Here is a 21,498-nt window from a genome sequence, read left to right on the forward strand (position 1 = left end):
AAACTGATCCCTTCCACCCCGGCGGGCGCCAGGGTGGGCGATGTTTTTGAGCAACGTCCCGACTTTTGCAGCGACAACTTCTGGGGAGCCGAGGTGGACGAGGCCGGTGAATTGGGCTGTGCGTCGGTCGTAGCGGGTGACGAAGTGGCGGAAATGCTTAAACCACTGCACCTCACGCAACTCGCTCCGCGCCTCACCAGCAATGTTTTGTTACTTTCCGGCGCCATCGACGTTGAAGCGGCATTGTCCGCCCCGAAGGTCCGAACCGTTCATGCCCAAGCCCGCCGATCGCAATGCCATGCTGGAAGCCCGACGTACGTTGAAGATGGCGCAATCTCCCCATGCCTATGTGCGCGGCAATACCGCGAAATTCTACGAATGGCTGGCGGCGTCGCCGGTGTCGCGGCGGGTGCCGACGGGCCCGGCGATCTGGATCTGCGGTGATTGCCATCTCGGCAATCTGGGGCCCATCGCCAATGGCCAGGGCTCGGTGGAAATCCAGATTCGCGACCTCGATCAGGCGGTCATCGGCAATCCTGCGCATGACCTGATCCGGCTGGGCCTGTCCCTGGCCACGGCGGCACGCGGCTCCGACCTGCCTGGCGTTGTCACGATGCGCATGATGGAAGAGATGATCGACGGCTATGCCGCCGCCATCCACGACCCGACCAGCGGCGTCCCCGGCGTGGAGTCGGACATCGTCCGCAGTGTCGAGCGAGCGGCGCTGGGGCGGCGGTGGCGTCATTTGGCGAAGGAACGGCTCGATGCCGTCGAACCCCGCATCCCGCTCGGCAAGAAATTCTGGGAGCTGTCAGCGGAAGAACGCGAGGCGCTGACCACCCTGTTCGCCGACGAGCATGTCGGCGCGATGATCCTGTCGCTGCAAGGCAAGCCGCAGGATCGCGAGGTACGGCTGGTCGATGCCGCCTATTGGATGAAGGGGTGCAGTTCGCTCGGCCTGCTGCGCTATGCCGCGATCGTGGCGCTCAAGACGCGCAAGGGCCGTTGGAGTTACGCGCTGGTCGACTTGAAGGAAGCGACCACGCCCATCGCGCCCGCCGCCCCCGGCGCAGACATGCCCGACGACGATGCGGAGCGCGTCGTCGCCGCGGCCCGTCACCTGTCACCCTATCTCGGCTCGCGCATGATGCCGGTGCGGATGCTCGACCGATCGCTCTTCATCCGCGAGCTTACCCCTCAGGACCTGAAGCTAGAGGTCGACCAGTTCAACCACGGTGAAGCGGTTAGGGCCGCCCGTCATCTGGCCTTCGTCGTCGGCACCGCCCATGCACGCCAGATGGATGCCGCCACCCGATCCGAGTGGTTGGCCATATTGGAGGCCGACCGGCGCGGCACGCTCGATACGCCGTCATGGCTGTGGGAGAACATCGTGTCGCTGTCCGGCAGCCATGAGGCGGGATATCTCGATCACTGCCGGAGGTACGCGCTGGCCGCTTAGGGGCCGCATCCGTGTCGGGATTTCCGGCAGCATCAGCCAGCCGGCTTTTCGCGTAAAAGCTGAGCGTACCGACACGGCTGCAATACCCAATGCGAAGGAACGCCCCGACATATCATCTCGTCTGGCCCGTGTCCGGGATCGACAGCAGAAAGCATGTTCCCTCTTCCCGATCGGGGACATGGCGAACGGCGATCCCCATGCGAGTGGCGAGTGTCGCGACCATGAACAAACCCATACCGGTACCGGCCTTGATACCCCGATCGGGCACCCGACCTCGGGAGAATTTCTTGAAGAGCCCCTTCGCCGTGACATCGTCGATGCCTGGCCCCTGATCGCGGACAGACACGACCAGCCGATCGTCGTCTCGCGCCACGGTAACCGTCACCACGCCCCCAAGCGGGGTATAGCGGACAGCGTTGTTCATCAGATTGTCCAGGGTCTGGCCGAAAGCCCCGTCATTGAGCCGTGCGAGCAGCGGTTCGTCGCCGAGATCCATCGTCAGGCGCACATCGACGGAGGTGACGAGCGGCGCCGCCCGCCGCGCCGATAAGATGGCCATGCACCGACTTGGTTACGATCACCGTGGATCACTCAAGGGCCAGATCCAGCGTTGCATTGCCGTTGCTGCCACACCCTATGATGACGGCCGTCCGGTCGGAACGCCAGGATCCGTCCTCCAGCCCGGCATGCCGCACAGCCTCGTCCGCCGCGATTACGGCGAAGCTCGAGAACGAGTCCAGCCGTCCAAGGTGACGCAGGTTTCGCTCCGGCATGGCGGCCTCCACGACCGCCTTCTCGATCCAGGCCGCCACCCCGGTCATGCCCGTGCCGTCCGCTATATTCCCCATATCGCTTTCGATCTCGCGGATGGCACTTTCGCCGTTCAGGGCGCGTCGCCAGTTCGTCTCGAAGTCGTTGCCCAGACCCGAGATCGCCCCCATGCCCGTGAAGACGACCCGTCGCGTCATGAAGCCAGCCGGGTCAGAACGATGTCGATCAATTCGCCAAGCGTCGCTTCGCGTGGAATATCGTCGGGTTCGATTACGACGCCGAGCTTTTCCTCGATCGAAAAAATGGCGCTTGCCAAGTCGATCGAGCTGATGTCCAACTCGGAAAGCTTCGTATCTTCGCGCAGTTTTTCCTCATCGAGACCGGATTCTTCTGCAACAATCTCCAAGATATCCTGCCGACCAACCGACATAAGCTTTGCCACCCCTTATCTTCAATAAATGCATCTGGGATACATATTTTGAACGGCGTAGCATGCTCGACGCAGAGCACTGTAGGTCGGCGACCTACAGACGATGGCCGCGAAGAAAGAACGGCTCGTGACGGCTGCCGCACGACCGCCCGGCCCCTTCACGGGACGGCGTCATACCCCCCTTCCCGGCGATGACGCGGGCCATTACCGTCATTTCCTGTCGGGCACCGGCATCACAAGCCGGTCTTCACGACCGCGGCACGACCCTCATGACGTCATCGATCAGAGTCTCGATCCCGTCGCCGCGCGCCATGGCCTGATAATTGACGATGACCCGGTGCCGCAGAACAGGACGCGCGACGGCCGCGATATCATCGCAGCTGACCGCGAAGCGATCGTCCAGCAAGCATTGGACCTTGGCCGCGAGGATCAGGCTCTGGATGCCACGGGGGGACGCGCCCAGCGCGACGCCGCGTTGGACCGACTCCGGTGCGTAGGCACTGCCCGGCTGGGTCGCCATGACGAGGCGGATGGCATAGCTTTTGGCGACTTCGGGCACCGGCACCTGTCGCACGACGTCGCGCAGCCGACATAGCGTCGCGGCGTCCGTCACGGGAGCAATCGCCACGCCCTCACCGCCCGTCGTGCGGTCGATGATGGCGTGATACTCCGCCTCGGTCGGATATCCGACGAGCAGCTTGAACAGGAAACGATCGAGCTGTGCCTCGGGCAGCGGGTAGGTGCCTTCCTGATCGACCGGATTCTGGGTCGCCATCACGCAAAACGGCTCGGGCATCTTCAGCGTACGGCGGCCAACGGTCACCTGCCGTTCCTGCATCACCTCCAGCAGCGCCGACTGGGTCTTCGGCGTCGCGCGATTGATCTCATCGGCCAGCACCAGATTGGCGACGATCGGCCCCTGCTGGAAGGTCAACTCGTGACCGCCGCCTTCCGCCTCGGTCAGCATGGTGGTGCCGATGATGTCGGCGGGCATCATGTCGGGGGTGAACTGGATACGGGAGAATGGCAGGTCGACCGCGCGGCTGATCGAGTTGATCAGCATCGTCTTGCCCAGCCCAGGCACCCCTTCGAGCAGGACATGCCCCCCCGCCATCAGCGCGGTCAGGACGCCATCGATCACGTCCCGCTGTCCCACCATCATCCGTCCGACCTGATCGCGGATGGCACGGAACACCGCTCGAAACTCGTCCGCCTGTTCGCGCGCGACCTGGGCCTGATCGATCATCTGCATGGATAAGGGGCTCAAATGAGAGAGACAGGCCCAAGGGGTGACACACCCGGCTTGCACCAGCCTTGCATGTCAGTCGCCTTCGACCAGTTGATAACCGACGCCGCGCACCGACAAGATCTTCACCGCACCGGTCTTGGTCGCCAGCGCCTTGCGAAGACGCGAGATGATCGATTCCAGCGAATTGCCGTTGACGAACTTGTCATAGCCATAGACGCGCGTCTCCAGCGTCTCTCGCCGGACTAGCACGCCGTCGCGCATCATCAATGCGGCCAGCACCAGCGCCTCCGACCGCCGGAGCGACATGGGCGCATCGTTGACGAAAAAGCCACCGCCTTCGACATCGTGCAGGATCGGCCCGAAACGGCGCATCTCGCGTGTCTTGTGCAAGTCATGACGAAGCGCGACGCGGATGCGCGCCACGAGTTCGCGCGGCTCGAACGGCTTGGCGATATAGTCATGCGCGCCCAGTTCCAGCCCCGTCACCTTGTCGTCGATCCCGGCAAGCGCGGACAAAAGCAGGAAACGCTGCGGCCGCTTCTTCGCCTCGGCATAGCCGATCAGCGAAACGCCGTCTCCGTCAGGCAACAAGCGGTCGAGCAGGACCAGGTCGAAGTCGTTGTCCAGCAGCGCGTCCTGCGCCACGGCCAGCGTATCGGCACGATCGACGACGAAACCCTGCCGCTCCAGGTAAGCGGTCAGGGTTTCGGCAACGTCGCCGTCATCTTCAACAAGCAGTAATCTCATCGCGGACAACCTACACGACATCGCCGTGTCAGGCGAGGTCGGCGGCATTTCACGGCCACCGACCTCCCTAGCATCAGAAGGACATCCGTGCGGTCAGCACGACGGAACGCCCTTCGATGTTATAGCGCGCCGTATCGTAGGGCAGGCTGTCGACGACCGTGAACGGCGCCGCCGCCTTGAAGATGTTGCGGCCCACCAGTTGCAGGTTCAACCGCTTGTTCACGACCCATGACACCGACGCATCGACGGTGGTAAGCGGCGCCACGGGAGTGACGAGCTTGGGCGCCTGTTGGGTCCCCGCCGCATAATAACCCGCATAATCATTGAGATAGCTTGGCGTGTGATAGACGAACAGGTTGGTGCTGACCGGGCCCGAATTCCACTGCAGCGACCCGACGATCTTGTACCGATCGACACCCAGGATCCGGCCGCGCTGATCGATGCGCTGTGCGTCGGTCAGCCCCGTCGTCTCCGCCACCATATTGTCGACATAGACGATCTTGGGCTGGAACGTCCCGATCGCGGTCGAGAACAGGTAGCTCGCCTCATAGGTCATCGATTCGTAATTCGAACCGATGATGTTGTACCGCATGGCATTGTACTGCGTGATCTTGCCGTTCGCGGCGCGCGGATAGAACATCGGCAGCTGCAGGATCTGCGCATAGGGCAGAAAATATCCCAGGTCCGTGAGCGTCGCGAACTGATTTCGGATAAGGTTTCGGTTATAGGTCACCGCCAGGTTCAGGCCCGACAGGAACCCGTTGGGTTGCCATGTCGCGCTATAGATTTGTTGGCGCGACGTTTCCGGCCGCAAATTGGGGTTTGGCCCGAGATAAACCGGAACATAGTAGCGGTTGGTGGTGCGAGGGGCGCAGTCGGTCGTGCACTTGTACAACGGATCGTCGGAGATCGTAGTCGTAGAGATTTGCGTACCGGTCAGTGCGTAAAGCTGCGTCGCGGGTGGTGCCTTGAAACCCCGGGTGAACCTTGCCCGGATGCTGATCGTGGGGGTCGGCGACCACAACATGCCCCAGGCCGGGGTGGTGCGCCCGAATTCGTTCTTGCCATAGATGATCTGACCGCCCTGATCGACGGGCTTCCCCCCGACCGTCCCGATCGGCCCCGTGCTGCTGGTTATGTCCCGGCGCAGCGCGATGTTGAAAAGCAATTGCTTGACGAGCGGCAGGTCATAGCCACGCCCCAGGATCGGCAAGTTGATCTCACCGAAGAACGCACGGCGCTCGCTCGTCGGATTGTTGCCCGCGGTCTGCGCGATATAGGTGCTGTTTACGCCGGTGCGAGAATATTCGGCCCCGGCGGCATAGCTGACCGCCCCGGCAGGCAGCTTGAACAGTTCGCCGTTCACCCGCGCCTCGAGATTGTCGAGCGAACTGCCGAGGTCGTCGACGATGTTGGGAAAGAGGAACCTGGTGATGCTCGCCCCGCCACCATTGGTCGTGCTCTTCCAGGGGTTGAACGCAATGTTAGGATCGCTGCTGGTCAACGCCTGACATTGCTGATCAAACGCGGCCTTGTAGCCCGCCCGCTGATTCACGGGGATGCGGTTGTTGGCCAACAGGAAGTTGTAGCAGGAATAGCCCGTCGGCGACGTCGCGTCCTTCTGGAAACTGACCAGATTGCCCAGTTGCGTGCCCGAACCCTCTGCCGAACTCTTCGACTTGGTGTAGATCAGTTGCAGCTTGGCCGCCTTGCCGAAGTCATAGCTGACGCCGCCGTTGACGTTCCAGTTCCGAACCGTGTTGCGGACGGTGCCGGGCGACAGCGTACCGTCGCTGATCTCACTCTGCGGGAAATAGTAGACCGTGGTGGCGTACGCGAAATTCCCGAGGGTGAATGCCGGGAAAGGACTATAATACTGCCCCGGCGCCAGGGGTACGCCGATGCCGCCAAAGGCCGCATTCTGCTGGGTATTCTGTGACCAAGTGTAGAGGCCGGTCGCGAACACGCGCAGGCGATCGGTGATTTTCTGATCGAAATTCAGCGTACCGCTGACCGTGCGCGTGCGCGGCCCTGCGAATTCGGGCACATAGTCGCGGCTGGCGCTGAGACCGGTCGTGATCAAATCCGACTGTTTCGGGGCACCGGTGAAACCCGGCGGAACCGTCAGGCCATTTTGGATGAACGTTCCCGTCTTGGGATCATACACCCCCGGCAATGACACCGTCCCAGGCTGAGTCCCGGCATTGAACGTCCGCTTGTCATAGGCGGTATTGCCGCCGAAAAAGGGCGCGTAGTTGTTGGTGACATAGCCGGTCCGGGCATTGATGATGGGATTGACACGGCCGAACTCCACACTGGCGGCCAGGCTGCCGCTTCCCCAGGCGCGACCGCTATACAGGCTGATCCGGGTGTCGTCGGCCCCGGAACTCGTCTGCTTGCGCGTGGCCGAAATGGTGGTGCCGACGTAATTCTTCTTCAGGATGAAGTTGATGACACCGCCCATCGCGTCGGCGCCGTAAATCGCCGCCTGTCCCCCGGTGCTGATTTCCACGCGCTCGATCGCGCTGAGCGGGATACCGTTCAGATTGGCGAACCCGCCCTCGAACCCGGCGGCTCCCGCGATGCGACGACCATTGATCAGGATGAGCGTGTTGCCCGCACCGACGCCACCAAGATTGGCGGCCGACACCCCCAATGCACCGACGGCCGAGACGACCTGGCCGCCGTTTGCGCCGGTATTGGTGGCCAGCGGCCCCTTGCCACGATTGTTGGTGATCGCCCCGATCGTCGCGACATTCTGCGGCAGGGTGCGGATCAGTTCCTCCACACTGGTGACGCCACGGTCGCGGATTTCCTTTGCGTCGATCACGGTAAGGCGGCTGGTCTTGTCACCGTCCCTCAACCGGCTGCCGGTGACGAGAACGTCGTCGCTGCCCTTGGTCTTCTTGATGACCGGATTCTGGAAACGGCGCAGTTCGGCCTCATCCGCCTTGGCCTTCTTATCACCGGCCCGGGCGGCGGGCGCGTTTTCGCGCTCGGCATTCTTGCGCGCCTGTTCCTCGTCGGCGGCATCGCTATTTTCCGGGACGGGCACCACGCCCTTCAGGCTCTCGGCCTGGTTGGATGCCGGCTGCGCAGCTTGCGTCTGTTGGGCGAACGCGGCACCGGTCGTTGCGAGATAGGCGACGAGCGAACACGCGCCCAGAAAGGCTGACTTCTTCATGATCGTACCCCCCATAGATACTATGATCGTCAGCGTTCGTGAGGCCGATGCCGTGGCTTTTTACCCGGTCATTCATGCCCAAGACGCTGCTCTATGACGGAGACATGCTGCGCGACGAGGCTTGCACCAACCTTGCAACAAAGGATTTGGAATGTCGCGATGTGCTGCAGCTGCGAAATTCTATGTCCTACGACGGGGCAATGGGCATAGAAACAGGCTCATGACGCGAATGTCAGGGTGAATTCGGCGCCGCCGTCCTCGGCATTGCGGGCGCGCATATCCCCGCCGTGCAAGCGGACGATGGCCGCCACGATGGCCAGTCCCAGCCCATAGCCGCGGCGGGCCGATACCGGGCGCGCAAAGGGCTCGAACAGGGCGACGGGATCGATATCGCCGAACCCGGGGCCATGGTCGCGCACCGTGATCCGGCCATCGGCATCGATCGCCACGCGTACCGTGGTTCCGGGCGGCGCGAAGGAGATGGCGTTGTCGACCAGGTTGGCGATGGCCGACTCGATCAGGGTCGCGTCACCGGGTATCTCGACCTCGTCCCTCGCACTGTCGAGCATCAGGGTGACATCGGCCTGTTCGGCCAGCGGCATCCTTCCCCGGATAACCTTGGCGGCCGAGGCGGTGAGATCGGTGAAGCCGGTCACGTCGCGACGATTGCCGATGCTCATCAGAGTCAGCAACTGGTTGACCAGCCGGGTCAGCCGCCGCACGTCGCCGATCAGCTTGTCCTTTTGCGGCCCGTCCTCCATCAGTTCCAGGCGGGTGCGCAGCACGGTCAGCGGGGTCCGCATCTCATGCGCAGCCGCGGACAGGAAGAAGGTCGCCCGCCGCTGGGCCGCATCGACCTGCGCGATCAGGTGATTGACCGCGCGGACCAGCGGCAGGATCTCGCTGGCGACGCCCTTTTCGGGCAGCAACGCATCCAATCGCTGTGGATCGATCGACCGGGCCAGCCGCGCGACGCGCCGGATCGACCACATGTGCAGCGAAAAGATGATGGCAAAGATCAGGAAGACACCGCCTGCTGCCAGCAGGAAGTTTCCGCTGAACGCCGATATCCATTTGCGCCGCACCCCCAAGGGTGAAGAGTGTTCGATGACGACGGGGTGGCGCAGATCGTGATATTCGAAATAGGTCAGCTTGTCGCACATGCGGAAGGAGGCGTAACCATCGCCATCCTTGCCATCCATGATCTTCTCGCCCTGCGTGCAGATGGTCGGATCGGCCACCGCCCGGTGCACCCGCTCCAACGCCGCGAAGCCGAATTGGCGGAAGAAGACCGGCGGACCATTTCCGAAGGCCCGGTCCCCGACCCGGACGTAGAAGCGAAACTCGGGATTGCGCGCCTCGACCTCGCGCAGGAAACCATCCTCGGCAATGTCGGAGGCATCGGATGGATCATCCCGGACGGACAACATAAACCCGGCGAGCGTGCTGCGGAGCTCGGACTCGGTCGCCTGCAGGGGCGGCGGGACGTCGACCTGCACTGGCATGTCGGCCAGCGGCCGGATCACGAAGGCGTAAAGCCCCCAGCCCAGAAAGATCGACGTCAGCACCAGCATCTGGGCGAACATCGACTTTCGCCAGTTCCAGATGCGCCCCAGCAATCCCACCCCTGTCTGCCCCCGCCTCAGTGCGCCGCGCCTCCGTCGAGGGGCGGCATCGGTGGCAAGTCGCCGCCGTTCGGCCCCAGCTTCCGCTTTTCCAGGATTTGCGCAAGCGTGGCGTAAACCCGCCGCCGATCGGTCGCGTCCGGCCACAAGCGGACCGTCGCGACCAGTTGCGCCATGGCGTCCGCCAGGTCGTCGACATTGTCGAGCGGTCCGGCGGGATAGAGCATCTGGGTAAAGGCCGCGTCGAGCAGCGCCTCCGCCTGGGGCAGCAGGCCGCTTCGCGCATGGACCCGCGCCGCCACGATCCGTCCCTCCGCCGCCATCACCGGCATGGCGCGCAGCCGCGTATCGAGCGCGGCGGCGTCCTCGACCGTCAGCGGGGCCGCGAGGCGGTCGGCCAGCGCGAGCAGGCGCGCCACTTCATCGGCATCGGCCTTTCCGGCGTGAAGATCAGCCAGCATCGCCGCCAATTTCTGCGCCCCCTCGCCGCGCCGGGCAGGGCCAAAGGTGATGACGTCGTACAGCGCCTGCTGGCGCGCCTGGTCCTCCGGCGCCATCGCGCCGGGATAGCGTTGCAACTCGGCCGACATGTCGGGCCGGGCCAGCAGGGCGGCGGCGGCCCCCTGCCCCTTTGTCGCCGCCGACAGCGTGTAGACCAGCGCACGACGGCCTCGCCCCGTATCGCCTTCCGTCGCAATGGCATTGGAGTGGCGCCACAGCGCGCGCATGATCCGCGACGGCGGCGTCGGATCGCCCTTGCCCGGATCGAGCAGCGGCGCGAGGGTGGCATCGCCACCGCGCATCACCGGCGCGGTGCCGCGTCCCTGCCGCGCCTCGACCGCCACCAGCGCGGGACGGGTCGGATCGTGACGGAGATAGGCGTCATAGACACTGGCGAAAAGCCCGGCGGTTCCACCCCCGCCACCACGCCCGCGCATCGCCCGCGCGCGATTGAGCAGGGCCACCAGCCAGTCGGGATCGTCCGCATCGACCTGCGCGGTCTGGGCGACCGCCGCCGCCTGGTGCGGCTTGCCGATCAGGCGATAGACCAGCACCAGCATCGTCGCGGCGGATCGGTCGTCGGGATGGCTGGCGACATAGTCCTGCAGTGCGGGCGCAAGGTCGCTCCAGTCCGCCTTTTCGACATACAGCGCCAGCAAATGTTCGCGATACGCCGCATTGGTGGGATCGAGCGCGATCATCCGCCGGGTCAGCGCCAGCCGCTGGTCGGACGAGGTCTGCGCATCCTGAACCGCGAAGCGTTGATAGACCTGCGCCGCGACCTTGGGGTCCGGCTTGGGATCGGCAAGGAACGCCTCGATCTGTTCGCGGCGTACGTCGGGGAAGTGCCGGGCGATGGCGCGATCCAGCCAGGACACCTGCTGGCCATTGGCGCGCATCGCCTCGCCCATCGTCGTCAGTTGGATGAAGGCCTGTCGCTTGTCCCCGGCATACCAGCGCTCCAGCATGGTCGGCAGCGCGGTGGCGTCGGCGTAGCGGGACGCGACGGCCCTGGCCGCGTTCAGCACCACGTCCCGATTGGCGGGCAACGCATCGAACTGAAGCAGCCGAGCCGCGAGCGGGGCACCGCTTCGTGCCTTGGGATCGCGCACGACGGCTATGTCCCGGTTCAACATGGCCAACAGCCGGGTCTTTTGCGCCGCATCCAGCGGATGACGGAAGAGGCTGTCGAGCGTCAGGTCGCTCAGGCCCGAATCCCCCTGCCCACGCTCCAGTTGCGTGACGAGGCCGTCATAGAGGGTCAGCAACTGATCGATCGAAAACTGGTCGAGCCAGTCCATGCCCCCGCCACCATGCCGTCGCGAGACGGTCAGGCTGATGCCGAGCGGACGGTTGCCTTGCGTGATCGTCAAACGGACCAGCGCATCGGGTGACAACAGGGTCGTCCCCGCCGCCTTTTCCAGCTTCGCATAACGCTCCGGCGACGCGCGGAACAAGTCGAACAGGATGCCGTCCCGTGCCGGGGATGCCTGGAGCGGCGGCAGGACCCAATCCCGGAATTGTTCGGGGGGCAGCAGGTCGAGTGCGTCGCTCAGGAGCAGCAGGTAGAGCGGACGACGGAAGCCTGGTTCCGGTGCGGCGCGTGCCTTTTCCTCCTCCGCCAGCGCGCTGGCAAGCAGACCCTGGCTGGTCGCCTTATCCCCGCGCGACAGGGCCAGCACCAGCGCCAGTTCGTCATTGTCGGTGTCGCCTGCCTGTAGTCGGACCGCCGTGAAAGGCCAGTCGGATGCGGCCGTGATGGGGTTCGCGCCGCGCCCGGTCAGATGACCACGCAGCAACGCCGCGCGGCGATACGCGGGATCGCCCGAGAAACGGCTGTCGAGCGCGCTATCCCATGCCGACAAACCGTCATCGCCATGCCCCGCATCGGCGATGCGATGCCCCAGATCGACCAACAGCGCGAGGCGCGGATGATCCGCCAGCGCGCCCGGCCGGACAGCATCGACCTGCCCTATCTCCTTGGTGAAACGCTGCGCCAGCTCGGTAAGGATCGGATCGGCGGTGGCACCCGCGTCCGGCCAAGTCAGCAGCAGCCCCTCGACCATCGTCGGATAATAGCGGCGGACGTCCAGCCCCCGTTCGTCACGCGGGCCCATCGGCGTCGAGGGCTGGCGCGCCAGAAGCGTGCGCAGGCCGCGCCAGTACCAGCGTCGGGCCAGCGCATCCTCTCCCGCCCGTTCCTGGAGGATCGCGGTCTTGACCAGCAGATCGAAATTCGACTGATCCTGCAACAAGGCACGGGCATAGTTGGTCAGCGCCTGCGCCGGGCGTCCGGCGGCGGCATAGGCATCGCCCTTCGCCTCATCGACATTCACCAGCCCGCCCAGGCCGTTCATCATCGCAAAGGCACGCTCGGCCCCCGCCTCGTCCCCTTGCATCAACAGGGTACGCGCCAGATCGGCATAGAGGTCGGGCGGGAACGACTTGCCGAGCGCCAGCAGGCGGCGGGCATAGATCAGCTTGCGGCGCGGATCGCCGATGATCGCCACCGCGCCTCCATCATTCGCGCCGCCGCCACTCAACGTCGCCAGTTCGCGCAGCACGAAGGCGCGCTGCTCGCCCGCGCCCGGCACCGTCGCCTCGGTCGCCCGGATCTGCAGGTCGAGATCGGCATCCGCAGCCGCAATGTCGGACAACAGGCCGAGCAGCCGGGGCATCGCGCCCCCGTCGGCGATCCGCTCCAGCACGCGCCGCTCGGCCCAGTCGAGCACGCCGCTGGTGTCGGCATCACCATCGCCCGCATCGGCGACCATATCGATCAGCGCATCGATCGCGGGCAGGAACTGGGCCGCATCGCCATGATTGGCGGCATATTGCAACAGCCCGATCGCCTCGCCCCGTCGGTGCTGGCGCTTCAGCTCGCTGGCCAGTCTCGACAGCGCATCCGCGTCGTCGGGCCGCGCCGCCAGCCCCTCGCGCAACTGTGCGATCGCCTGGGTGGGCAGGTCGGACTGCGCATAGACGGTCGCCTTGAACGCATGGGCATCGACATCGCCCTTGTCGGTCAACTGGGCCATCAGCCCGTCGAGTTCCCGCTGCCGCTGTTCGGCCGATACGGGGCCGTCGTCATGGCGCAACCGGGTCAGGATCAACTGGCGTACATGGGCGTCGCGATTGCCGGGGTCGAGCGCGATCAGCCGGGCCAGCGTCGCATCCAGCCGGTCGTAATCGCGTACCCGTGCGTAAAGCTGCGCCAACTGGTTGAGCAGCGCGACCTCGCCTTGGCCGCGGCGCGCGGCGAAACGCCGTACCGCCTCGGCGGCAGCCTCGGGCTTGTTCTGCGCCAGACGCAGCGCGACGAGCAGGTCGATTTCGCCGGGTCGGATCGTGCCCGCATCCAGCCGCGCGCCAATCTCCTGCGCCATCGGCTCCAGCCGGTTCATTCGCGTGGCGATCGCGACGATCTGCCGCTCGATGATGCTGCGCCGGGCAGGCAGAGTCGTATCCACCCAGAGCGCACGCCAGCGGGTCAGCGCCTCGTCATCATGTCCCGCCTCCGCCGCGAGCTGCGCGATACGCGCACGAACGTCGTAAGCGGGCGCGCCTTTCGCCTCCAATCGCTTCAACAGGGCCAGCGCCTGATCGGGTCGACCCAGCCGTTCATAACCATCGGCGATATCGGGCAGCAGCAGCCCGGCGGTGTCGCCGCGCTCGACCGCCTGCAACTCGGCCAGCGCCTTGGCCATGTCGCCGCGATCCAGATAGGTCTCGAACAGGAACAGGTGCGTCGCCGTCGCCACCGCCGGGTCGCCCGCGCTGCCCGCCAGCATCGCGACCGCCTGATCCTGAAGGCCCATGCCGATCATCGCCCGCGCGCCCGCCGTCAGCACGTCGACCCGCCCGCGATTGGCCGCGAACATCCGCCGCCAGACAGCCAGGGCCTGCGCTTCGTCCCCTTGCGTCAGATGAAGCGCGGCCAGCCGGGCATAGAGGTCCACCTGATGTGGGTCGGCCGCGATCAGGCGAGCATACTCGGCCTCGGCCGCCGCCCGGTCGCCGGACAAATCGAGCACCCCGGTCAAGCGGCCATGCAGCTCGGGGGTTTTGGCCGCCTCGATCACGGCGATGGCGGCCTTGGTGCGACCCAGCTCGAGCAGCACATCGACCTTGGCGTTCGCGACCAGTTCGTTGGGAGGCAGGGTGTCGAGGAAAGTCAGCGCACCGATAAGATCGCCCGCATTGCGATAAGCCTCGACGACGAGAGCCAGTGCATAACGCCGATCATCGGGCGTTTTCGCACTCGCAAGGGCGGCCTTGGCCACGTCGCGCGCCGGGCCCGCCTCGCCCGCCGCCAATGCCCATTGCGCCGCCGTCAGTCGATCGCCCACGTCGCCGCCCGATCCGCCCAAGGCCAATGCCGCCTTGGGCCGTCCCAGCAGCGCCAGGATATCGGCCAGCCGCCGTGCCTGGGCCGGCGGCGCGTCCTTGGCATAGCGCAGCAGCGTATCGGGACGGCGAACCGCGTCGATCATTGCCAGCCGCAGGGCGATCCGCCGCTTGACCGCCGGGTCATGCTCCTGCTCCTCCGCCTGGCGATAGAGCGGCACCGCCTCGGCGATCCTGCCCAGCGCATCGAGCAGTTCGGCCTTGAGGCGATAGTCGTCCGCGCCCGCCTCATTGGCCAGCGCCGCATCGGCCGCCGCCAGAGCACCCTCGCGGTCGCCATCCTGCCACACGAGTTCGGCCCGCAACCGCCCTGCCGACGCACGCGCCGCTGGCGATCCGCTTTGCGACAGGGCCTCCACCTTCGCCAGCACGGTCGCCAGATCGCCCCGCTTCACGCTCGCCCGGTACAGGCGGTTCGCCGCGTCGAAATCGGTCCGGTTCGCCCTCACCAGTGTCGATAAATCGTCCCCTGCTTGCGCCCATGCCCATGACGGACAGGTCAGGCTGGTCGACAGCGACAGCGCGAGAAGCAGCGGCCGAAAGGCCGACCGGCGGGAAGAAAAGCGGATCATCGAATTCCTGCGATGCGGCGCGAAGGCCAGCGCCGATAGCCAATGTCGAAGAGATACAATCCCAGCGCCAGCAACGCGATCCACGGCCAGAGATCGATCGCGCGCAATCCGCCAATCCGCTGTACGGACCCAGGCTGGGCGGCGGGATCGTCGCGGTGCCAACCTCCGGTCCGCGACGACAGCGTGTCGAATGGCAGGGCCATGAAGTCCGGCATCGCCTCGACCGGCCGCACATCGGAGAAGGCCGGGTCGGCAGCAAGGGCAAGATGACCGCCGTCGCGCACCTCGATCCGGGCGGAATCCTTGCCCGGCCAGACGATGTCCGCCGTGAATAGACCCGGCGCACGCTCCTCGACACCGTCGATCCGGCGTTGCGGACGGCCGTCCGCGTCGACCAGCGTGATCGTCGGCATCGTCGCGTCCACGGTGCCGGAGGCGTTGCGCCGCACCGTGATCGTCAGCTGGTCGAAACGCCGCGCGGTGTCCACCGTCAGCTCCGGCCGCGCCCGTGCCGTCATCGCCAGGACGCGCGCCAGCCAACGGCCATAATCGGGCCAGCCACGCCAGCTCGCGGTTCCCGCTCCCAGCGGCTCGGTCATCATCGCGGTGACGCGCCCGCTACCCACCGGCCAGCTCGACAGGATCGGATCACCGCCATCGGTGCGAAGCAAAGTCTCCGTTTCGGGCCGGGTACGCGTCTGGACATAACCGGACAGGGGCGGCGGGGCGCTCAGTTTCGCGCCGTCCCACCAACCGGGCCTCGGCTCGCCCCGAACCGCTACCGAACCGCTGCGATAGCCGGGATCGGGCCTTGTCTGCGGCTGTTTGAAGTCGAGCTCGACCAGGTTGAACTCGTCGGGCACCGAGTAGAAGCGTCCGCGCCCCACCCGTGCCCAATCGGCCATGCTCTTCTCGTCATCGACCTGCCCGCCGACCGCCACGGTGGAGACGTTGATCCGGTTCTCCGCAATGTGGCGGAGCAGCTGCTGATAGCGATCTTCCGCCACCCCGCCGTCCGAGATGACCAGGATATGCTTGTAGCGCGCATCCAGATCCTTCAGCCCATAGAACGCCTCCTGAAGTGCCGGGAAAAGGACGCTGGCGCCCTGCGCTTGCATCCGGCCGATCGCGCGTTCGATATCGGGCACGTCGGTCGCGTGGTGCATCGGCACCGACCATTGCCGCGCGCCATAGAATTCGACCACGCCGACCCAGTCATTGGCGTTCAGCTTGCGCACCGTCTGACGCGCGACCTGCTTGGCAAGCTCCAGCCGATCGCCCTGCATCGAACCCGAACTGTCGATGACGATGGCCAGCGCGACGCTGGGCCGGACCTGCTTGTCCTGCACGCGTGCGGTGACCGGCAGCGCCGCGCCAAGGGCCGTGTCGGCATAGCCCCCCGCCCCGAACGCGGCCATTCCGCCCGAGACGAACAGTCCGGTTCCCCCGCGTGCCACGGCGCGGTTGAGGCTCTGCTGCGCCGCCACCGGCAGCCGCGAGGCGGGCAGGTCGTCGACCATGACCAGCGGCCAGCGTGCTGGATCGATACCTTCCGAAAGCGCGCTCGGCGCCCGTTGGTCGACGACGAAGCTTGGCCCCAACAACTGCTGGAGCTGGCCTGCCGCGCCACGCTGTCGCTCGCCCAGATAGAGCAGGCGGCGCGGTTCCTGAACCGCCGCCAGCGTCTGGAAACCGCCGCGTCCGTCGAGTTCCACGCGAAGCGGCAGGAACCCGGCGCGCTGGGTCGGAATGTCGAGCGCGACATGCGTCTCCCCATCCGCGCGGAACGACGTGCTGGTCGCCAGCCGCTGGTCACCGCTGAACACCGCCAGGCGATGCGTGCCACCATCCCCCTGAACAACGACATCCGCGCGCAACGTCTCACCGGCCCGAGCGGCCGCCATCCGCACGTCCGCGACAAAGGCAGGCCGCATCGCGGTCGGCACCGAGATCGTGTTCACCGGAATACCACGCGCGACCAGTGCGGCGATGCCGTCCCGCCAATGATCGTCCGTCGACAGGTCGCTGCCGATCAGCGTCACCGCCCCGCCCGAGCCCAAGGGGATGGAACCTGCCGCCCTGCGCAGAGCCTTCGATAGCGATCCGTCGTACAACACGATGCGCCCGCTGGCCGAGCCGCCGATCTGGATCACCGACGTCCGGGCGTCGGCGGGGGCCGTCGCCATGACCCGGTCGAGCGCACGCCGCGCCGCCGCCTGCCCCGCCGCGCCCAATACGGACCGCTGGTCGAGGATATAGATTTGCGCGCCCGCTCCGTCGCGTCGCACCAGACTGGGCTGCATCATCGCGATGATCAGGCAGGCATAGACCGCCGCCCGCACCGCCGCGTGCCCCCAGCGCGGCCGCGCCCGCATAGGCCACCAGAGCAAGGGCGGGACGAGCAGGAACAGCCAGGCCGCGACGGGAAAGAGGAAGGTGATGCTCACGTCTGTCCGGCCCTCAGGGAATCACGCGCCGCTGCACCAGCCACCACTCTACGCCCAGCAGGGTGCCAGCCGCGAACAGCAACAGCAGAAAGGGCAGGTCCGACGGCCACGCTCCGCCGCTATGCTCCACCGCCGGGCGCGGACTGGTGTCGGCGGCGGCCAGCGTGGTGGCACGATCGGTCAGCGACACCGGCTGATCGCGCTTGGCCGCAGGTGCCGCCAGCGGATCTACGCCGTCCTGGGCTACGGACTGCCAATCCTGCCGCTGTGCAAGCCAGTGGAGGCTGCGACTGACGAAAATCGGCATGGCGGGGCTTTGGACGAAGGGCGAGCCGGGCGCGAAGATCGCGCGCCATGCCGTAATCTGGCGCCGACGGGAATCGTGGATGTCCACTCCGACCGGGCGGTGGAGCGCATCGGCCAGCGCCCCGGCGTCGAGCCCAGCCAAGCCAAGATCGTCCAGACGCAACGCGACCGCGCCGCGTTCGGCCTCGCCCGACCCCGCGAAGGTGAACGCCTGCGCCGCCGCATCGGACAGGACGAGGGCTGGCCGCCCGGCGGCCTGAACCGCCCGCGCATCCCCCACCACGACCTGCGCTTGCGCCGCCGTGACCAGCAGCATGGAAGGATCCGCCGCCACCGCTTCGCGAATGGCGGGCGGCGTGCCCCCCAGCAAGGCGAGCTTGATCGGACGGCGATCGACCACCTCGATCGCGGCCCCGTCATCCGCCGCAAAGCCGTCGCCTTGTGTCAGCGCCACGCCGACGACCTGGCCGGTCGCGTCGATATCGCGGGCCAGGAAGCGGCCGCCGCCCAGGGGCTCGACCCGCGAAGGCGCGAAGCCGCGCCCACCCGTCGTCCAGCGCAGATCGGCCGCGCCGGGCGATGGCTTATGCGCGGCCGCGACCGTGACCAGCAGATCCGCCTTGCCGACCTGTCCCGACGCCGCCGGGGTGACGCCCAGCGCCACGATGCCGCGATTGCCCGGCACGGGATCGGCCAGATAGCCATAGCGAAGCCCCGCCAACCGCCCGGCAGGTCGCGCCGCGCCCCATGCGCCGTAATAGCGCACCGTTCCTGCATCGGCCTGTGCCATCCATGCCGCAAAGTGCGACGGCCGCATCTCGGCCGACACCATGTCCAGCCTTTGCGACAGCAAGGACGCGCTCTCCCCCGGTGCCAGCAGCCGCGTGCCGACCGCATCGCCCAGGATCACCTCGCGCCGATCCGCCGGTGTCGCGCGCACATCGGCCAGCAACGCGCGCTTCGCCGCTGCCAGGTCGCCACTGCCGGTCATCAGTGCCGAATTGTCGAGATAGAAGCGCTGCAACCCGCCACCGCTCACCACCGACGCCGCTTGCGGGTGCGCCGCCGCGATCCATAGCAACAGCGCGATCGCCAGGATCAGCAGATAGGCCAGCCAATAACGGAACCGCCCTCCCAGCACCCGAACCGGCGTGTCGCGCAATGCCTGCGCCCAAAGACCGGCGGTCGGCAGGCGCAGCACCCGACGCCGGGCACGCAGCCGTTGCAGCAGGAAGACGATGCCCGCCAGCGCGACCATCCCACCCAGCGTCACCGGCCAGCCGAACTGGGTAAAGCTCATGGCAGGATGCTCCCTGCCGTCAGGACCGGCATCAACTGGTCGAGCACGTCGCGATCCGCATCCAGGCGGACCAGCGTCGCGCCCCGCCGCCGCGCGAAGCCGTCAAGGCCGTCCGCGAAATCCCGATACGCCGCACGATAGCGCGCGATCAGTTCGGGCGTCACGGTCAACCCGGCACCCTCATGCTCGCCATCCTCGATCACCACATCACCGTCCAGATCGGGCAGCAGCATGGGGTCCGCATCCGACGCGCGGGTCATCTGCACCAGGAGCAGTCGATGGGGCAGCGTTTCCAGTGCGGTCAGAACCCCGTCGATGCCGTCATCGTCGAAGTAGTCGGACACCAGGATCACCAGTCCGCGACGCAATCGCATAGCGGCCAGCTTGGCGATCGCACCGGCCAGCGCGCTGCGCCCCACGGCCAGCTGGGCGGCAAGCGTCTGTGCGACGCGCGCAATGCCGCCCTTGCCGGACACATTCCGCATTGCCGTGCCCATGTCGTCGCTGACCGTCATCAGGCTGACCGCGTCCTGCTGCCCCAGCGTAACGGCGGCCAGCGCCAGGACGGTGCGCATCGCCGGGCCGATACGGGGCGGGCTTTCGACGAACATGCTGCGCGATACGTCGAGCAGGATATAGACCGGCAGGTCCTGCCGTTCCTCGAACACCCGGACGAACGCCTTGCCCAGCCGCCGATAGATGTTCCAGTCGATCGCACGCAGATCGTCGCCCGGCACATAGGGCTTGAAGTCGGCGAAGTCCGATCCCTGCCCGCGCGCGGACGTCCGCTGATCGGCCAGGCGGCCGCCCTTTTGCGCCGCCGCGATCCGCAGGGTCAGCGCATTGACCCGCTCCAGAAAGACAGGATCGAACAGCTCGTCGAAGCCGGGGGCGCTGGACAGGATCACCGATCGACTCCCGTCCGGGCAAAATAGCGTTCGAGGAGTCGGTCCTCCTGCACGCTACGCGTCCGCTCGGGCAGTGCAGCACCCGGCCCCTGCCCGGCTCCACGTGCCTGGGCGGCGACAGTGCCCGATGCCATGGCGCGTGGAGGGGCGTTTCGGGTCGTGCTGCTCACCGCACCGGCGTTGACCGTTCCGATCACCCGATCCTCCATCGGCACCGCCAGCATCAACGACGACGAGCCGCGAGCACGCTTGGCCCCCTCCTGACCGTCACCGCGATTGGAACCCTGTTGCCCATTGTTGTTGGCACGCCCGGAACTGCCCGAACCTTGCGACTGCTGGCCCGATTGCTGGCGGTTGCGCGAACCCGAACGCTGCTGGTCCTGGCTCCCCCCTGGATTGCGGGGAGCGGGCGGCGCGCCACTGGGTGTGGACACGCTGGCGCCGGCGCCGCTTTGATTGCCTTGCGGTGGCGTCGCACGGTTTTCTGGTGCCGTGGCCTGGCTATCACCGGCCATCTTCGGTTCACCGCTACGCTGACCCTCGGCCGTCTTACCCGACTGCCCTGCGTGATCCGCATCGGCTGAGCGCCCCGCGGCACCGGGGCTATCGGCCCCGCCATTGCCCGACGATGCGGATGCCCCGTTTCCACCGCTTTGCGACTGCCCGAGGGGCGTGGCCGATCCGCCGGGGCTGGCACCCGCCTTGGTCATGGCCGCCGCCCCGGCCGCCCCCATCCGTGACCCGCCTGCGACGCCCCCGGCGGCCATTGCGGATGACGCATCCCGGCCGTGGCCCTCCGCATCCTGCCCGTTTCGATCAGCTTGGACTTCCGGGCCATCGGCGCGAAGACCCAGGGCCGCGCCAATCCTCTGCAAGGCGGAGGGCTCCGCAACGCCGGACGGCACGGGCGAAGACGGCCGAATGGTCAACGCCACAACGAGAATGACAAGGGCGAGCGCCGGTATGACCCAACGCCGCCAGCCCTGCTCGACGGCGCGGGCCTCCGCATGGACCGGCGTCGACGCGGCCCGGTCCAGCCAGGGCATCGCTTCTTGCAGGGCGGCGCGGCGGAAGCCATCCCGCCGATCGTCCGCCAGGAATTCCGCAGCGATGACCGCCCGGTCCTTCAACGCCAGCGACTGATCCACCAAGGCCAGCGCCGCGCGACGCTCCACCTGGAAACGCGCCATGCGCACGGCGACGGCCACCAGCAGAACGACCAGCGGCACGACGATCGCGAATATGATCGCGGGCAACACGGCGACCGGCCGCATCATCGCCATGACGAGTGTCAGTACCGGCACCACGATCGCGGTCCGCATGGCCAGATCGATCCCGGCACGCCAGGCCGCCGTGCACGCAGCGCCAGCCAGCGTCGCGCGCCCCTTCTCCTCCAGCCTGTCGAGCCGCTGATGGAGCAGCTCGTCCGATCGATCGTCCATCTGCGCCCCCGCCCCCAATTCAGGGCATCTGCAAGGATTTATGGCGGCTGGCTTGCACCAACCTTGCCCCCTTAGCCTTTCCCTCCGATCGCGGGATACCAATGCGCGTTTCATCTGCAAGGCTGATGCAAGCAAGTCATGGTTCCTGTC

The 21,498-nt window shown here is 66.5% G+C and carries 14 protein-coding genes; 2 read left to right on the plus strand and 12 right to left on the minus strand.

The window, feature by feature from the left end; all coding sequences use genetic code 11:
* Positions 1-271: 271 nt before the first annotated feature.
* Positions 272-1,459, plus strand: coding sequence for a DUF2252 family protein (locus tag U1703_RS02025; RefSeq protein ID WP_332784374.1), 1,188 nt, complete (start codon positions 272-274; stop codon positions 1,457-1,459).
* Between the two features lie 112 nt (positions 1,460-1,571).
* On the opposite strand, the gene U1703_RS02030 is transcribed toward U1703_RS02025, so the two are convergent.
* From U1703_RS02030 to U1703_RS02055, 6 genes are all read right to left on the minus strand, one after another.
* A complete protein-coding gene (locus U1703_RS02030) occupies positions 1,572-2,018 on the minus strand; it encodes a sensor histidine kinase (RefSeq protein ID WP_332784375.1) in 447 nt (148 codons plus the stop codon).
* A gap of 28 nt (positions 2,019-2,046) precedes the next feature.
* Positions 2,047-2,427: a beta-ketoacyl synthase N-terminal-like domain-containing protein gene (locus tag U1703_RS02035; protein WP_332784376.1), complete on the minus strand. Its 381-nt coding sequence runs from the start codon at positions 2,425-2,427 to the stop codon at positions 2,047-2,049.
* Positions 2,424-2,672: an acyl carrier protein gene (locus tag U1703_RS02040; protein ID WP_332784377.1), complete on the minus strand. Its 249-nt coding sequence runs from the start codon at positions 2,670-2,672 to the stop codon at positions 2,424-2,426. Before U1703_RS02040 ends, U1703_RS02035 begins: the two co-directional genes overlap by 4 nt.
* A gap of 235 nt (positions 2,673-2,907) precedes the next feature.
* Positions 2,908-3,912, minus strand: coding sequence for an AAA family ATPase (locus tag U1703_RS02045; RefSeq protein ID WP_332784378.1), 1,005 nt, complete (start codon positions 3,910-3,912; stop codon positions 2,908-2,910).
* A gap of 69 nt (positions 3,913-3,981) precedes the next feature.
* On the minus strand, positions 3,982-4,656 hold the full coding sequence (locus U1703_RS02050) for a response regulator transcription factor (RefSeq protein ID WP_320450854.1): 675 nt from the start codon (positions 4,654-4,656) through the stop codon (positions 3,982-3,984).
* A gap of 73 nt (positions 4,657-4,729) precedes the next feature.
* Positions 4,730-7,840 carry a TonB-dependent receptor plug domain-containing protein gene (locus U1703_RS02055; RefSeq protein ID WP_332784379.1) on the minus strand — a complete coding sequence of 1,037 codons (3,111 nt, stop codon included), beginning with the start codon at positions 7,838-7,840 and terminating at the stop codon, positions 4,730-4,732.
* Between the two features lie 74 nt (positions 7,841-7,914).
* Between U1703_RS02055 and U1703_RS02060 the strand changes: the two genes are divergently transcribed.
* Positions 7,915-8,064, plus strand: a complete 150-nt coding sequence (locus tag U1703_RS02060) for a hypothetical protein (protein WP_332784380.1) — start codon at positions 7,915-7,917, stop codon at positions 8,062-8,064.
* On the opposite strand, the gene U1703_RS02065 is transcribed toward U1703_RS02060, so the two are convergent.
* The 6 genes from U1703_RS02065 to U1703_RS02090 are packed head-to-tail and all read right to left on the minus strand — an operon-like array spanning position 8,059 to position 21,348.
* Positions 8,059-9,459, minus strand: coding sequence for a sensor histidine kinase (locus tag U1703_RS02065; protein ID WP_332784381.1), 1,401 nt, complete (start codon positions 9,457-9,459; stop codon positions 8,059-8,061). The two genes, U1703_RS02060 and U1703_RS02065, sit on opposite strands and share 6 nt — an antisense overlap.
* Positions 9,460-9,482: 23 nt before the next feature.
* Positions 9,483-14,945: a hypothetical protein gene (locus tag U1703_RS02070; RefSeq protein ID WP_332784382.1), complete on the minus strand. Its 5,463-nt coding sequence runs from the start codon at positions 14,943-14,945 to the stop codon at positions 9,483-9,485.
* Positions 14,942-17,392: a VWA domain-containing protein gene (locus U1703_RS02075; protein ID WP_332784383.1), complete on the minus strand. Its 2,451-nt coding sequence runs from the start codon at positions 17,390-17,392 to the stop codon at positions 14,942-14,944. The genes U1703_RS02070 and U1703_RS02075 overlap by 4 nt, the downstream gene beginning before the upstream one ends.
* 13 nt (positions 17,393-17,405) lie before the next feature.
* Positions 17,406-18,998, minus strand: coding sequence for a hypothetical protein (locus tag U1703_RS02080; protein WP_332784384.1), 1,593 nt, complete (start codon positions 18,996-18,998; stop codon positions 17,406-17,408).
* Positions 18,995-19,906, minus strand: a complete 912-nt coding sequence (locus U1703_RS02085; protein WP_332784385.1) for a DUF58 domain-containing protein — start codon at positions 19,904-19,906, stop codon at positions 18,995-18,997. Before U1703_RS02085 ends, U1703_RS02080 begins: the two co-directional genes overlap by 4 nt.
* A complete protein-coding gene (locus U1703_RS02090) occupies positions 19,903-21,348 on the minus strand; it encodes a hypothetical protein (RefSeq protein WP_332784386.1) in 1,446 nt (481 codons plus the stop codon). The genes U1703_RS02085 and U1703_RS02090 overlap by 4 nt, the downstream gene beginning before the upstream one ends.
* Positions 21,349-21,498: the final 150 nt, after the last annotated feature.

The organism is Sphingomonas flavida (assembly GCF_036663655.1).
In the GTDB taxonomy this organism is placed as follows: domain Bacteria; phylum Pseudomonadota; class Alphaproteobacteria; order Sphingomonadales; family Sphingomonadaceae; genus Sphingomonas.

What these genes read in the sequence shown, in the direction of transcription:
- U1703_RS02090 (WP_332784386.1), bottom strand. Translation starts at nt 21,348, where the DNA reads ATGGACGATCGATCGGACGAGCTGCTCCATCAGCGGCTCGACAGGCTG.
- U1703_RS02030 (WP_332784375.1), bottom strand. Translation starts at nt 2,018, where the DNA reads ATGGCCATCTTATCGGCGCGGCGGGCGGCGCCGCTCGTCACCTCCGTC.
- U1703_RS02025 (WP_332784374.1), top strand. Translation starts at nt 272, where the DNA reads ATGCCCAAGCCCGCCGATCGCAATGCCATGCTGGAAGCCCGACGTACG.
- U1703_RS02045 (WP_332784378.1), bottom strand. Translation starts at nt 3,912, where the DNA reads ATGCAGATGATCGATCAGGCCCAGGTCGCGCGCGAACAGGCGGACGAG.
- U1703_RS02080 (WP_332784384.1), bottom strand. Translation starts at nt 18,998, where the DNA reads ATGAGCTTTACCCAGTTCGGCTGGCCGGTGACGCTGGGTGGGATGGTC.
- U1703_RS02050 (WP_320450854.1), bottom strand. Translation starts at nt 4,656, where the DNA reads ATGAGATTACTGCTTGTTGAAGATGACGGCGACGTTGCCGAAACCCTG.
- U1703_RS02035 (WP_332784376.1), bottom strand. Translation starts at nt 2,427, where the DNA reads ATGACGCGACGGGTCGTCTTCACGGGCATGGGGGCGATCTCGGGTCTG.
- U1703_RS02070 (WP_332784382.1), bottom strand. Translation starts at nt 14,945, where the DNA reads ATGATCCGCTTTTCTTCCCGCCGGTCGGCCTTTCGGCCGCTGCTTCTC.
- U1703_RS02055 (WP_332784379.1), bottom strand. Translation starts at nt 7,840, where the DNA reads ATGAAGAAGTCAGCCTTTCTGGGCGCGTGTTCGCTCGTCGCCTATCTC.
- U1703_RS02060 (WP_332784380.1), top strand. Translation starts at nt 7,915, where the DNA reads ATGCCCAAGACGCTGCTCTATGACGGAGACATGCTGCGCGACGAGGCT.